The organism is Paenisporosarcina sp., assembly GCF_057785155.1.
Map to the genome: position 1 here is coordinate 161,027 of NZ_JBYNRN010000039.1, position 14,919 is coordinate 175,945.

Below are 14,919 nucleotides of genomic sequence, written 5' to 3' on the forward strand. Positions count from 1 at the left end.
GGTTTTTCTAATCGCACGAATAACTCTCTAAAAACGTTGAATACAGCCGATAATATAGGTAGTAAAGAAGGACTGATTTAAATGAAAACAATTCAAGAAATAGCAATTCAATTGAACCTTACGAAAGACCGCAATTCTTTTATCGAAAGTCTCGTTCATGACCCTAGAAAAGGCGTTCAAAAGTTACTGAACTCTTGGGAGATGAAATTAGCAAAACAGCAAATGATCATTCAACAACATCAAAGTAAAATAGAGTTCGACAATTCTTTTAAACAAACAGCTCAAGATTTGATCGCAGGAATTGATGAAGCGGGGAGAGGACCTTTGGCTGGTCCGGTTGTAACCGCAGCGGTGATTTTTGAAGACATACATACAGATTTAATCGGAATAAATGACTCGAAACAAATGTCCCGTAGCAAAAGAAATGAATTTGCTCAGCAAATAAAGAAACATGCAAAATCATATAGCATTCATGTTCAGCCCCCATTAAGAATAGATGAAATCAACATTTACGAAGCGACTAAAGAATCCATGGGTGAATCTGTCAAACATTTAAGCATTCAACCGGATGTATTGTTAATCGATGCAATGAAACTTCCGTTAGACATTTCACAGCACTCGATTATAAAAGGTGACTCTAAAAGCTTATGTATAGCAGCTGCTTCTATATTGGCTAAAACAACTAGAGATGAATTGATGGATGAATGGCATCAACAATATCCGAACTATCTTTTTTCGAAAAATGCAGGTTATGGAACAGCTGAGCATTTAGAAGCCTTACAACGTTTTGGCTATACGCCAATTCATCGTAAATCATTTGAACCTATTAAATCTATGTAGTTGGAAAGGAGGGGGTTACCAATGACAGCGGCGTCTTTTTCTTCTATTCAACCAAATATGAGATCACAATCTGTGTCTGAACAACCACTCTCTTTAAAGCAGGGACAAGTATTTCATGGCAATATAAAAAAATTATATCCAAATCAAACGGCTGAAGTGCAAGTAGGAAATCAAAAAATGATCGCCAAGCTAGAAGTCCCACTAAAGGCTGGCGACTCACATTATTTTCAAGTAACAAGTGTTAAACCAGAGTTGCAACTAAAAGTTGTAACCGGAGCTCTGCCACAAACGTCGTCGCCTTCTGTGCAAATTCAACAATTAATGGATTCGCTTCAATTGCCTAAAACTCCGACAATGCAAGCGCTCGTTCAACATATGGTGAAGGAACAAATTCATTTGTCCAAAGACCAACTATTACAAGCAGAACAATGGATAAAAAATCTACCGCCCCAAGTGAAACTGGCAGATGCAGTGCAAGCTATTCAACGAATGAGTGAGATGAAATTACCTTTTACTAATGAGATATTTCGATCAATCATCAGTGGTGGTGATAAAACAGGACTCAATACGTTATTGGATTCACTAAAGCAAACGCTTAAATCTGACCAATCGCTACCACCCGTTCAAAAGGCTGCAATTCAACAAACACTAAATCAGATTACACAACCATTGTCTAAGGAACTTGGTGGCACCATTGTTGGCAAGGCTTTAGAGACATTATTGTCACCGAATTCTTCTGTTAGTGATAAATCTAGTTTATTAAGCATGTTAAAAGAAGTAGGTCTTGTTCCAAAGCAGGCATCCATCTCTAATTTTTTGAACCCACCTTCAACTACAAGTGCAAGCTCAAAAACAGAGAGTCAAGGAACGATTGGTCAGCAATTAATTCAGTTGCTTCAATCAACACCTAGTCAAGTTCAAACGAATGTCCAGGCGTTACAAACTTCGATTCAGCAAAATCAATTATTATCGAATGAAGTAAAACTTCAATTGCAAACACAATTACAACGATTAGAAAATACACCAGTAAATTCACAAGCTTGGAAAACAAGTGTGAAGACAATGACAAATGAAATCGTGAAAGCATTTGCTTCACTTAGCCAAACAGCACCTTTGCTAACTGATGTTCAAGGCAATGCGCCTAAGGAGCATATTTTGTCCTTACTACAATCTTTAAATGGAACTGCTCCAAACTCAAAAGTTTTTCAGCAACTAACGTCACTAGCCAGCCAATCTACTCAGATACCCGTTCAACAAGTGTTAAGTCAGGCTGAACTGGCTGTCCAATCTGGGGTGAATCAGAAAACAATTGAATTGGCGATGAAGCAAGTCTTACAAGATTTAGGATTCTCCTATGAAGCTAAGTTAGGACAATTAGGTAGTAATCTTACACAAATGAGTGAAACACTTAAGCCGCAACTATTAGCTTTATTACAAGACCCAAGTATTTCTATGCCAATGAAAGAAGTTGCAGATACCATTATTACTCGAATGAATGGACTTCAAATTTTATCAGGTGAAAATGGTCCTCAACATCAATTGCTTATGCAAGTTCCGCTTGATTTCTTAGGGAAGAAAATGGATGCTACCCTTCAATGGAATGGACGCATGAAGGAAGATGGAAAAATTGATTCGAACTATGCTCGTGTTATGTTTTATTTGGATTTAAATGCTCTCAAAGAAACCGTTATTGATATGCAAGTTCAAAATCGAGTGGTTACCGTGACGATATTTAATGAAAATGATGCCTTACAAGCGGTAGCAGAACCGTTTAAAGAAGCACTAAAAGATGGTTTGCAAGCATTGGATTATCAATTATCGGGTGTCTTTATGAAACCGTTTGAAAAACAACCGATTCCAGGTCTCGATCGTCAACATCAAGTGCCTACACAAGGAGTCGATATTAAGATATGAATGAAGAGCAACTAAGAAGAAAAGAAGCCATTGCCCTCACATACAAGCCAGATGCTGAAAATGCTCCTGTCATTATTGCAAAAGGAAAAGGGAAAATTGCAGAAAACATTTTAAAAAAAGCACAAGAAAACCATATACCGATACAAGAGGATCCGAGTTTAGTTTCTTTGCTCGGTCAACTGAACATTAATGAATCAATCCCGGAAGAATTGTATCAAGCGGTTGCTGAAGTATTCGCCTTTATTTACCGGATTGATCAAACTCAAGGGTTAAAAAGAAGATAAAAGAGATCTTTCGTTACCATCGCTAGATGGACGAATGATCTCTTTTTTATTGTCGAAAGGTAGCTGGAATGCGTATCAAACTGTTTTGCTATAAAACGACAAGAAGTCGGAATATTTGATGTTTTACGTGTTATAGCAGTCTTATGTGGACATTGTATGACAGGTTTTATACAATGGTAAAGGTAGTAAATTACTTGACAGAAGTTTGATTGGAGGATGTAAAATGAATATCCATGAATATCAAGGTAAACAACTCCTCAGACAATATGGTGTCGCAGTGTCGAACGGTTTAGTTGCTTTTTCTCCTGAAGAAGCGGTAAAAGCTGCAAAAGAACTTGGCACAGACGTTGTCGTGGTGAAAGCTCAAATCCACGCAGGTGGTCGTGGTAAAGCTGGCGGTGTTAAAATCGCGAAGAACTTAGATGAAGTTCGTACATACGCGAAAGAACTTCTTGGGAAAGTACTTGTTACTCATCAAACAGGTCCTGAAGGAAAAGAAATTAAGCGTCTTCTTGTTGAAGAAGGTTGCGACATTAAAAAAGAGTACTACTTAGGTTTAGTACTTGACCGTGCCACTTCTCGTGTAACTCTTATGGGTTCTGAAGAAGGCGGAATGGATATTGAAGAAGTTGCAGAAGCAACTCCTGAAAAAATCTTTAAAGAAGTTATCGATCCTGTTGTTGGATTGACTGGTTTCCAAGCTCGTCGTATGGCTTTCAACATGAACATTCCAGCTAACTTAGTTAACAAAGCTGTGAAATTCATGCTTGGTCTTTACCAAGTATTTGTTGATAAAGATGCGGCAATCGTAGAAATCAACCCATTAGTAGTTACTGGTGGTGGGGACGTTATGGCACTTGATGCGAAGTTTAACTTCGATGCAAATGCTCTATACCGTCACAAAGATATCTTAGAATTACGTGACTATGATGAAGAAGATGCAAAAGAAATTGAAGCATCTAAATATGACCTTAGCTATATCTCTTTAGATGGAAACATCGGATGTATGGTTAACGGTGCTGGACTAGCTATGGCAACAATGGATACAATCAGCTATTACGGCGGATCACCCGCTAACTTCCTTGACGTTGGGGGCGGCGCGACTGCTGAGAAAGTAACGGAAGCATTCAAAATCATCTTATCTGACAAAAATGTTAAAGGTATTTTCGTTAACATCTTTGGTGGAATTATGAAGTGTGACGTTATTGCTGAAGGTGTAATCACAGCGGCTAAAGAAGTTGGATTACAAGTACCATTAGTTGTTCGTTTAGAAGGTACAAACGTAGAACTTGGTAAAAAATTATTGAACGAATCTGGCTTAAACATTATTGCGGCTGGCTCTATGGCTGATGGCGCGCAAAAAATTGTTGAACTAGTAGGCTAAGAAAGGCAGGGACAAAAGATGAGCGTATATATTAATAAAGATACGAAAGTACTCGTACAAGGTATCACGGGATCAACTGCTCTTTTCCATACAAAGCAAATGCTTGAATATGGAACTAAAATCGTCGCTGGTGTTACTCCAGGTAAAGGCGGAACTGAAGCTGAAGGCGTTCCCGTTTTCAATACAGTAGAAGAAGCTGTTAAAGCAACAGGCGCTAATGTGTCAGTTATTTATGTACCAGCTCCATTCGCTGCAGATGCAATTCTAGAAGCTGTTGATGCTGACTTAGATATGGCGATTTGTATCACTGAACATATTCCAGTATTGGATATGGTAAAAGTGAAGCGTTATATGGAAGGCAAAAAAACGCGTTTAGTCGGACCTAACTGCCCAGGTGTTATTACACCTGAAGAATGTAAAATTGGTATTATGCCTGGATACATTCACAAAAAAGGCCATGTAGGCGTAGTTTCTCGTTCTGGTACACTTACTTATGAAGCAGTACACCAACTTTCTCAAGAAGGAATTGGACAAAGTACAGCTGTAGGTATCGGTGGAGACCCAGTAAACGGAACTGACTTTATTGATGCACTTTCTGCATTCAATGAAGATCCAGATACGTATGCAGTAGTTATGATTGGTGAAATCGGCGGAACAGCTGAAGAAGAAGCTGCTGAGTGGATTAAGGCAAACATGACGAAACCGGTAGTAGGATTTATCGGTGGTCAAACAGCTCCAGAAGGTAAACGTATGGGCCATGCCGGTGCAATTATCTCTGGTGGTAAAGGTACAGCCGCTGAAAAAATCAAAGCAATGAATGCTGCAGGTATGGAAGTTGCAGCTACTCCATCTGTTATTGGTGAAACTTTAATTAAAGTAATTAAAGAAAAAGGCTTGTACGATCAATGTAAAACACATTAATATAATGTTAAGCGGCACATCAACCGATGTGTCGCTTTTTTTTACGAAATAACCTTAATTAGTATTGGATGAAAAAGGAGGAAACGAATGAATGATGATCAGTTTAAGCAACGATTGCTAGCACTGCACTATGTTTTTCCGGTGCCTTTAAACAGACTTACCCCACTTCTTCAGGTAGATCCTGAGTTAGAGTCTGTCGACAAAATGCCAATCCATCAACTTTCCCACTTATTAAAATTATCTTATGAACGAACGGTAAGATTTCAAAAATCATATGATAAATCGCTAGAAACCCCACTTCTGCGAGCATATGAAAAGCATCAAATTACCCCCATTTTATTTAATGAATCCACTTACCCTAAACAATTATTAACGTTATATGATCCGCCAGCCATTTTGTATGCAAGAGGAAAAATCGGCTATTTAAAAGAACAATTATTTGTTGCGATTATTGGATCTCGAGAAGCAACGTCATACTCTCTAGAAGCGATGAACTTTATTATCCCTCCACTAATCAAGGACAGAGTTGTGATTGTTAGTGGACTAGCTAAAGGGGCTGACGCAATGGCTCATGCTATTACCCACAACCTTGGAGGAAAAACGATTGCTGTTGTTGGACACGGTCTATTTACGCAATACCCGAAAGAAAATCGTGTGTTATTTCATACCATGGAACAACATCAATTAATTTTGACGGAATATCCACCCTATGTAACGCCAAAAAAATGGACTTTTCCTATGAGAAATCGAATAATAAGTGGATTATCTCATGCAGTGGTAGTTACTGAAGCAAGAGAAAAAAGTGGAACGGTTAGTACAATGCAACATGCAATAGATAACGGAAAGGACGTATTTTGTGTTCCTGGTTCCATATCTTCAGAGTTGTCAGTTGGTCCTCATTTACTTATGCTTGAAGGAGCAAAACCCGTGTGGAACGGCTTCCAAATTCTTGAAGAACTAAAACAAAATGTGCATCAAAGTTGACACATAAATGAAAAATGGTTGCAATCTACTGCAATCTGTTATACATTTTGCAACAGGTATTTCTTTTATTGATTTATTAGGAACCTCTATAAGGAGGCACATACATGTCGGATTTTTTAGTGATTGTAGAATCGCCAGCCAAAGCGAAGACGATTGAACGTTACCTTGGCAAAAAATATAAAGTTAAAGCATCACTTGGTCATGTGCGTGATTTGCCGCGAAGTCAAATGGGTGTAGATGTAGAGAATAACTATTCTCCGAAATACATTACAATCCGCGGAAAAGGCCCCGTAATGCAAGATTTGAAATCAGCAGCTAAAAAAGCGAAGAAAATTTATCTCGCAGCTGACCCGGATCGCGAAGGTGAAGCAATTGCTTGGCATCTCGCGAACTCATTGAACATTGATATTGAATCAGATTGTCGTGTTGTATTTAATGAAATTACAAAAGAAGCAATAAAAGAATCTTTTAAAAATCCTCGTCCGATTGATATGGACCTTGTTGATTCACAGCAAGCTCGAAGAATTCTCGATCGACTTGTTGGATACAACATTAGTCCAATACTATGGAAGAAAGTCAAAAAAGGACTCTCTGCTGGACGTGTTCAATCAGTAGCTTTACGTCTCATTATTGATCGTGAAAACGAAATTAAGACGTTCCAACCTGAAGAGTACTGGTCAATTGAAGGAAACTTTGAAAAAGGTAAAAAACCTTTCGACGCCGTTTATTTTGGAAATGGCAAAGAAAAAGTCAAACTAACAAACGAACAACAGGTTAAAGAAATATTAAAACAAATAAAAGGCGATCAGTTCGAAGTGACAAGCGTTGTCAAAAAAGAACGTAAACGTAATCCAGCTCCTTCGTTTACGACATCATCATTGCAACAGGAAGCAGCTCGTAAACTTAACTTCCGTGCAAGAAAAACAATGATGCTTGCTCAACAACTATATGAAGGTATAAATGTTGGCAAGGAAGGTTCTGTTGGTTTAATAACTTATATGCGTACGGACTCAACTCGAATTTCTGATACGGCTAAAAGAGATGCACAATCCTATATTGAAACTGAATATGGAAAAGAATACATCTCAACAACCACAGCTCCAGTCAAACAATCTAGTAAATCTCAAGATGCGCATGAAGCGATTCGTCCAACAAGTGTATTAAGAGCGCCAGATCAATTAAAAGCACTTTTGTCGAAAGACCAGTTCCGATTATACAAATTAATTTGGGAGCGTTTTTTGGCGAGTCAAATGGCTTCTGCACTATTAGACACTGTAACGGTGGACTTAACAAATCAAGGTGTAGTCTTTAGAGCAAATGGCTCACAAGTGAAATTCCCTGGTTTCATGAAAGTTTATGTTGAGGGGAATGACGATCAGGTAGAAGAAAAAGATCGTATTTTACCGATCATGAATCAAGGCGACATGGTGAAAAAAATAGAGATAGAACCAAAGCAACATTTCACACAACCGCCACCACGTTATTCAGAGGCTAGACTTGTCAAAACTTTAGAAGAGTTAGGAATAGGTAGACCTTCTACTTATGCACCTACTCTAGATACCATTCAAAAACGTGGTTATGTAACCCTTGAAGCGAAAAGATTTATTCCAACTGAACTTGGAGGCATTGTTCATCAACTCGTTCTAGAATTCTTCCCAGATATTATTAATATCGAGTTTACTGCTCAAATGGAAAAAGACTTGGATAGTGTGGAAGAAGGACAAGAAAAGTGGGTTCATGTCATCGATAAGTTTTACCAAAACTTCGAGAAGCATGTCATTCATGCTGATAAGGAAATGGAAAAAGTCGTTATTAAAGATGAACCTGCAGGAGAAGATTGTGAGAAATGTGGATCTGCAATGGTCTTTAAGTTAGGACGATACGGTAAATTTATGGCTTGTAGCAATTTCCCTGAATGTCGAAATACGAAAGCGATCGTGAAGAATATCGATGTGAAGTGTCCGACATGTAAAGAGGGCGAAGTTGTTGAACGCAAGAGTAAAACGAAACGTATTTTCTACGGATGTGACCGTTATCCAACATGTGATTTTGTTTCTTGGGATAAACCAATTAGCCGACCATGTCCGAAGTGTAATGAATTATTAGTTGAGAAAAAGTTGAAAAAAGGAATTCAAATTCAATGTACATCTTGTGATTACAAAGAAGATGCACAAGCTTAAATAGAAAAGGACAAAGCGCCGTCTTATAATGAGACCGGCGCTTGTATCTTGACTTGAATGATTTTAAAGACTTCTTCACTGATTTATATATCAGTCGGGAAGTATTTTTAAGCTGAGATCTGCTTAACTGAATATGATCCATCACTTAAAACTAATAAACAAACAAATCTAAAGTAATCCATTCTATATCGTAAAGAAAAGGTTGGTGTCTAAATTGACAATAGTTAATGTAATCGGAGCGGGGCTTGCTGGAAGTGAAGCTGCTTGGCAAATTGCCAAACGTGGTGTTCAGGTTCGTTTATACGAAATGCGACCAGTTAAACAAACAGCTGCTCATCACACAGATAAATTTGCGGAATTGGTGTGCTCAAATTCATTACGAGCTAACACATTAACCAATGCTGTCGGCGTTATAAAAGAAGAAATGCGAATGCTGGATTCAGTCATTATTGCAGCAGCTGACCAATGTTCGGTCCCTGCAGGGGGTGCACTCGCTGTAGATCGACATGAATTTGCTGCATTTGTAACAGAAAAAGTGAAGAATCACCCACTCATCGAAGTGATTAATGAAGAAGTCACGGAAATTCCTGAAGGGATAACAATTATTGCGAGTGGTCCACTAACTTCACCAGCGTTAGCTGAACAAATTCAAAAGTTAACGAGTGAAGATTATTTATACTTCTATGATGCCGCAGCTCCTATTGTTGAAAAAGATAGCATCAACATGGACAAGGTATATTTAAAATCTCGTTATGATAAAGGAGAAGCTGCATATTTAAATTGTCCTATGACGGAAGAAGAATTCGACCGCTTTTATGATGCTTTAATTACTGCAGAAGTTGTTCCCTTGAAAGAATTTGAAAAAGAGATTTATTTTGAAGGGTGCATGCCTTTTGAAGTAATGGCTGCAAGAGGTAAAAAAACGTTACTTTTTGGTCCGATGAAACCAGTTGGTCTTGAAGATCCAAAAACAGGAAAGATACCATATGCAGTTGTTCAGCTGCGTCAAGACGATGCTGCTGGGACTTTATATAATATTGTTGGTTTTCAGACACATTTGAAATGGGGACCACAAAAAGAAGTATTGAAATTAATTCCGGGGTTAGAAAACGTTGAAATTGTTCGGTATGGTGTCATGCACCGAAACACGTTTATCAATTCTCCTCGTGTCTTAAAACCGACTTACCAACTTCAAAATAACGACCAACTTTTCTTTGCCGGTCAAATGACAGGTGTCGAAGGGTACGTTGAATCAGCCGGCAGTGGCTTGATAGCGGGCATTAATGCTGCTAAGATGGCATTAGGAGAAGAGGTAGTAACTGTACCTCATGAATCAGCGCTAGGAAGCATGGCAAGATATATCACTGAAGCTGATCCAAAGAACTTCCAACCTATGAATGTGAACTTCGGCCTGTTCCCACCTCTTTCCAAAAGATACAAAACAAAGGAAGAGCGTGGTTCAAAACATGCTGAACGTGCACTAGCAACAATTCAAAATTTTATGAATACATTATCAGTTTAATTGCGAAAAGCCTCTAATTGTTGTTATAATTTAGAGGCTTTTTATTTTACTGATTATAAAGTATATGTTTTGATTGAATATCAGTATAAGAAAAAACATAGCTTTCACCCTTTCGGTGCAAGCTGTGTTTTTCTAATACTTGTATACATTTTCAACATTTGACCTCACATATAAAATGAAAAACTTGTCCTTGTACACAAGACCAGTTATGTTTCTCAAATGGAGGGGAATTCTTGATGAATCCAACCGATGCACTTAATCAGTTTTTAAGTTATATTCAATTGGAAAAAAACTACTCGTCCCATACGGTTCGTGAATACGAATCTGATATCGTTGAATTCTTCCGTTTTCTTGAAGCTGAAGGTGTGACTGAATTAGAACAAGTTGAATATATTCATGCAAGACTTTACGTAACGAAAATGTATGAAAATAAATTATCTAGAACGACGATTTCAAGAAAAATTTCTGCAATTCGATCTTTCTATAAATTTGGGAATCGAGAATTTGGTTTTAAAGAAGATGCTTTTCGCTCCCTATATCATCCTAAAAAAGAGGAACGTCTTCCTCATTTTTTTTATGAAGAAGAAATGCAGGAATTATTTAAAGCTGCAGAAGGCGATTCATTACTCGACATTCGAAATCGAGCATTATTAGAACTGCTTTATGCGACAGGTATTCGAGTTAGTGAACTTACATCTTTAGAAGAAGTAGATATTGATTTGAGATTGGGTATATTACGAGTAATGGGAAAAGGTCGTAAAGAACGTTATTTACCTTTTGGCCAATTTGCCCATGATGCATTGGAACACTATTTAGAAGTAGCACGTCCTAAACTTATGAAACAAACAAAACATCAAGTGATCTTTACTAATATGCGAGGGGAGCCATTAACTCCTAGAGGTGTAAGATTTGTATTAAATGAGATGGTTAAAAAAGCTTCTCTGCATACAAAAATTTATCCTCATATGTTGCGACATACATTTGCAACGCACTTACTAAACAATGGTGCTGACTTACGTACTGTCCAAGAGTTACTCGGTCATTCTCAACTTTCTTCCACTCAAGTGTATACACATGTCACGAAAGAACACTTAAGAAAAACATATATGAATGCACATCCACGTGCATAACGAATTATGAGGTGAACTATATGGGTGAGATACATGCAACAACGATATTCGCTATTCAACATGCTGGAAAATCAGCCATGTCAGGTGATGGTCAAGTAACTCTTGGCAATCAAGTTGTGATGAAACATACCGCAAAAAAAGTGAGACGATTATTTAATGGTCAAGTTTTGGCAGGGTTTGCAGGTTCAGTAGCGGATGCCTTTACGTTATTTGAAATGTTTGAAGCAAAGTTAATGGAGTATGATGGGAATTTGCAGCGTGCTTCGGTTGAGTTAGCGAAGCAGTGGCGTGGCGATAAAATGCTAAGACGTCTAGAAGCTATGCTATTGGTAATGAATAAAGAAACTTTGCTTTTAGTTTCTGGGACAGGTGAAGTAATTGAACCAGATGACGGAATTTTAGCAATTGGTTCTGGTGGTAACTTTGCATTAGCTGCAGGTAGAGCATTAAAACAATATGCTGGTGAGACAATGACTGCCGAACAAATTGCAAAAGCAGCATTAACCACTGCAGCCGATATATGTGTATTCACAAATCATGAAATAATTGTGGAGGCGTTGAATGAATGAGTAAACATCTAACCCCTAAACAAATAACTGAGCATTTGGATCGTTATATTGTCGGACAAAAGGATGCGAAAAAATCGGTTGCTGTTGCATTACGAAATCGCTATCGCAGAAGTTTGTTGTCCGATGAAATGAAAAATGAAGTTATTCCTAAAAACATATTAATGATTGGTCCTACTGGAGTAGGTAAGACTGAAATTGCACGTAGAATTGCCAAGTTAACAAAGGCTCCATTCATTAAAGTTGAAGCAACCAAGTTCACAGAAGTAGGTTATGTGGGCAGAGATGTAGAGTCCATGGTTCGAGATCTTACTGAGACTTCGGTGCGCTTAGTTAAAGAAGAAATGATGGAGGCAGTGAAAAGCCAAGCTGAACGCTTGGCGAATGATGCCATTGTTCGATTATTAGTTCCTTCATTAAAAAAGAAGCATGAAGGACAAAATCCTTTTGAAATGCTTTTTGGCCAAAAGACAGAACAAGAAGAAACTAGTAATGATGATACAGAAGTTCGTTTAAAACGGTCTCAAATAGCGGAAGATTTAAGAGACGGTAAGCTTGAGGAAGAATGGGTGAATGTTGAGGTAACCGAACAATCTCCATCACTCTTTGACGCATTCCAAGGGTCAGGGATGGAGAATATGGGGCAAAACATGCAAGATGCCTTTTCAAATCTCATGCCTAAGAAAAAGAAAAAACGTCGTGTTCAAGTTAAAGATGCGAGACGAATTTTAACAATTGAAGAAGCTGGTAAATTAATTGATAATGAAGAACTATCTCAAAAGGCAGTTGAACGTGCTGAGCAGTCTGGGATTATCTTTATTGATGAGATTGATAAAATTGCAAGCAAGGGTGGCGCAGGATCCTCTGCAGATGTTTCTAGAGAAGGTGTCCAGCGAGATATATTGCCAATCGTTGAAGGCTCAACTGTTCAAACGAAGCATGGGATTGTTAAAACTGATTATATGTTGTTCATTGCTGCAGGAGCTTTCCATACGGCAAAACCATCGGATTTGATACCGGAACTACAAGGCAGATTCCCTGTTCGTGTAGAACTTGAAAAGTTAACGAAAGATGATTTTGTTAGGATTTTAAAAGAACCCGATCATTCGTTAATTCGTCAATATAAATCACTACTAGAAACAGAAGGAGTGACTATTGAGTTTACGGATGAAGCCATTACTCGAATTGCAGAAATTGCGACGGAAGTAAACCAAGAAACTGACAACATTGGGGCTAGAAGATTGCATACGATATTAGAAAAGTTATTAGAAGAACTCTCTTTTGAAGCTTCTGAAATATCACCAGCACATATCGACATTACGCCAGGCTATGTCGATCAAAAATTAGGAAATATCGTAAAAAACAAAGATTTGTCACAATTTATTTTGTAATGTATGATAAATCTATATCATTGAAGATTAAAAACCTTTAGAATATTGAATAAATAGCAGTTTAAATCACAGGAGGCCAATTAGATGAATTTATTAGCAAAAACAAGAAAGATTAACTCGATGCTGCAAGGCTCGGCGACAAAGCAAGTAAACTTTAAAGAAATGTCGACTACATTAAGCAACGTAATCGAATGTAATGTATTTATCGTAAGTCGTAAAGGTAAATTATTAGGTTTCGACATCAATCAACAAATTGAAAATGAGCGTATGATTAAAATGATGGAAGAGCGTCAATTCCCTGAAGAATACACAAAAAACTTATTCCATGTAAATGAAACTTCTTCAAATTTAGACGTATATAGCGAACATACTGTATTCCCTGTTGAAAACCGCGAACTATTTAAAGATGGGTTAACAACAATCGTTCCAATCATTGGTGGCGGTGAAAGATTAGGTACGTTAATCCTTGGTCGTTTAAAAGAAGAATTCCAAGATGACGATTTAATCCTTGGTGAATATGGCGCAACTGTTGTTGGTATGGAAATCCTTCGTGAAAAATCTGAAGAGATTGAAGTAGAAGCACGTACGAAAGCTGTAGTTCAAATGGCGATCAACTCACTATCATATAGTGAACTTGAAGCAATTGAGCATATTTTTGAAGAGCTTGATGGTAACGAAGGTTTGTTAGTAGCATCAAAAATTGCTGACAGAGTTGGTATTACTCGATCAGTAATTGTAAATGCTTTGCGTAAATTAGAAAGTGCTGGTGTAATCGAATCTCGTTCATTAGGTATGAAAGGAACTTATATTAAAGTATTAAATGATAAGTTCTTAAATGAATTAGCACAATTAAAATTAAAATAAAGTTTATCAATGAAGGGGCTGTCCCAAAAGTCATAGTAAATGACTTTTAAGGGCAGACCTCTTTTTTTGAAAATGACATAGTCGATTTCCGTTTTAGGCGGACGCGTTCCGCGAGGCGGGCGGTGATCCTCCTCGTCGCAAGCCCCTGTGGGGTCTCACCAGTCCCGCTGATCCCGCAGGAGTCGCCGCCTACCACTACAATCTATATAAAAGGTTTAATCGCCACCTCCATTCAGTTCAACTGAACTCAAATAGTTTTTCTAAACTTAATCCATCAAACTATTTTTGTAAGAAGGTGGTTGGCTATTTCTGAAGACTCCTGCGGAAGAACGAAACACGCAAGACCCCACAGTGGCAGCTGTCAGAGACAGCTGACGCGAGGAGGCTTGCGTTTCGTCTGCGGAAAGCGTAAGAAATAGTCGATCACTCTAGTTTAATGTCATGTGCATAAGATAAGAAGTTAAACTCTTCTATTATATTAATAACTACTAATTATTTTCTACTGTCTAAAAACCACAGAGAATTCCATCTCTGTGGTCAGACTGTAGACAAAAGGGGTTCGGAATGGTTGCATTCCGAACCCCTTTTGCTTTTTTCTAGGATATCAAGCAATTTTTATTTGTCGCAGACCTCTCCGAGGTCAATATTTATACTGTTTGTGGAACTTGCCATGTCCAGTTGGCAAGTTTTTTTAAATTCATGGCAGCGAAAGTAAGCATCGCCTGCATCGACAATTTTTTAAGTCCCCTTAACGTTGTCCAACGCATGCCATGCTTTTCTTTTCCATCAGCGAATACGCGTTCAATTGTTTCTTTGCGTTTCGCATAAATGGGTTTTACATCTTCGTGGTGTCGAAGATGATCAGCTTCTTCAAGATATTCCTGCCAAATATGTCGTGTCACTACTTTTTGGTGGTCTCGACTTTCAGTACATTGTGCT

At 38.0% G+C, this 14,919-nt stretch carries 13 protein-coding genes; 12 read left to right on the top strand and 1 reads right to left on the bottom strand.

The window, feature by feature from the left end; all coding sequences use genetic code 11:
- Positions 1-81 precede the first annotated feature (81 nt).
- From rnhB to codY, 12 genes are all read left to right on the top strand, one after another.
- Positions 82-840, top strand: coding sequence for a ribonuclease HII (gene rnhB / locus AC3EA5_RS15000; protein WP_488609063.1), 759 nt, complete (start codon positions 82-84; stop codon positions 838-840).
- 21 nt (positions 841-861) lie between these two features.
- Positions 862-2,754, top strand: coding sequence for a hypothetical protein (locus tag AC3EA5_RS15005; protein ID WP_488609064.1), 1,893 nt, complete (start codon positions 862-864; stop codon positions 2,752-2,754).
- Positions 2,751-3,038 (top strand): EscU/YscU/HrcU family type III secretion system export apparatus switch protein, encoded by a 288-nt coding sequence (locus tag AC3EA5_RS15010; RefSeq protein ID WP_488609065.1) that lies wholly within the window; start codon positions 2,751-2,753, stop codon positions 3,036-3,038. Before AC3EA5_RS15005 ends, AC3EA5_RS15010 begins: the two co-directional genes overlap by 4 nt.
- Positions 3,039-3,261: 223 nt before the next feature.
- Complete coding sequence (gene sucC, locus AC3EA5_RS15015; RefSeq protein WP_488609066.1) at positions 3,262-4,422, top strand: ADP-forming succinate--CoA ligase subunit beta; 1,161 nt, start codon at positions 3,262-3,264, stop codon at positions 4,420-4,422.
- A gap of 18 nt (positions 4,423-4,440) precedes the next feature.
- Positions 4,441-5,343, top strand: a complete 903-nt coding sequence (gene sucD, locus AC3EA5_RS15020; protein WP_394187360.1) for a succinate--CoA ligase subunit alpha — start codon at positions 4,441-4,443, stop codon at positions 5,341-5,343.
- 87 nt (positions 5,344-5,430) lie between these two features.
- Positions 5,431-6,327: a DNA-processing protein DprA gene (gene dprA / locus AC3EA5_RS15025; RefSeq protein ID WP_488609067.1), complete on the top strand. Its 897-nt coding sequence runs from the start codon at positions 5,431-5,433 to the stop codon at positions 6,325-6,327.
- 104 nt (positions 6,328-6,431) lie between these two features.
- Positions 6,432-8,507, top strand: coding sequence for a type I DNA topoisomerase (gene topA / locus AC3EA5_RS15030; RefSeq protein WP_488609068.1), 2,076 nt, complete (start codon positions 6,432-6,434; stop codon positions 8,505-8,507).
- Between the two features lie 214 nt (positions 8,508-8,721).
- Entirely contained in the window at positions 8,722-10,029 is a 1,308-nt protein-coding gene (trmFO, locus tag AC3EA5_RS15035) for an FADH(2)-oxidizing methylenetetrahydrofolate--tRNA-(uracil(54)-C(5))-methyltransferase TrmFO (RefSeq protein WP_488609069.1), read from the top strand.
- Positions 10,030-10,265: 236 nt separating this feature from the next.
- Positions 10,266-11,159 (top strand): tyrosine recombinase XerC, encoded by an 894-nt coding sequence (gene xerC, locus AC3EA5_RS15040; RefSeq protein WP_488609077.1) that lies wholly within the window; start codon positions 10,266-10,268, stop codon positions 11,157-11,159.
- A 20-nt stretch (positions 11,160-11,179) separates the two neighbouring features.
- Positions 11,180-11,728, top strand: a complete 549-nt coding sequence (hslV, locus tag AC3EA5_RS15045) for an ATP-dependent protease subunit HslV (RefSeq protein WP_488609070.1) — start codon at positions 11,180-11,182, stop codon at positions 11,726-11,728.
- Positions 11,725-13,116 carry an ATP-dependent protease ATPase subunit HslU gene (hslU, locus tag AC3EA5_RS15050; RefSeq protein WP_488609071.1) on the top strand — a complete coding sequence of 464 codons (1,392 nt, stop codon included), beginning with the start codon at positions 11,725-11,727 and terminating at the stop codon, positions 13,114-13,116. Before hslV ends, hslU begins: the two co-directional genes overlap by 4 nt.
- 84 nt (positions 13,117-13,200) lie before the next feature.
- Positions 13,201-13,980: a GTP-sensing pleiotropic transcriptional regulator CodY gene (codY, locus tag AC3EA5_RS15055; RefSeq protein WP_394187367.1), complete on the top strand. Its 780-nt coding sequence runs from the start codon at positions 13,201-13,203 to the stop codon at positions 13,978-13,980.
- A gap of 647 nt (positions 13,981-14,627) precedes the next feature.
- Here codY and AC3EA5_RS15060 read toward each other — a convergent pair.
- Positions 14,628-14,919: transposase (locus AC3EA5_RS15060; RefSeq protein ID WP_488609072.1), on the bottom strand; the 292-nt coding region annotated here is incomplete at its 5' end.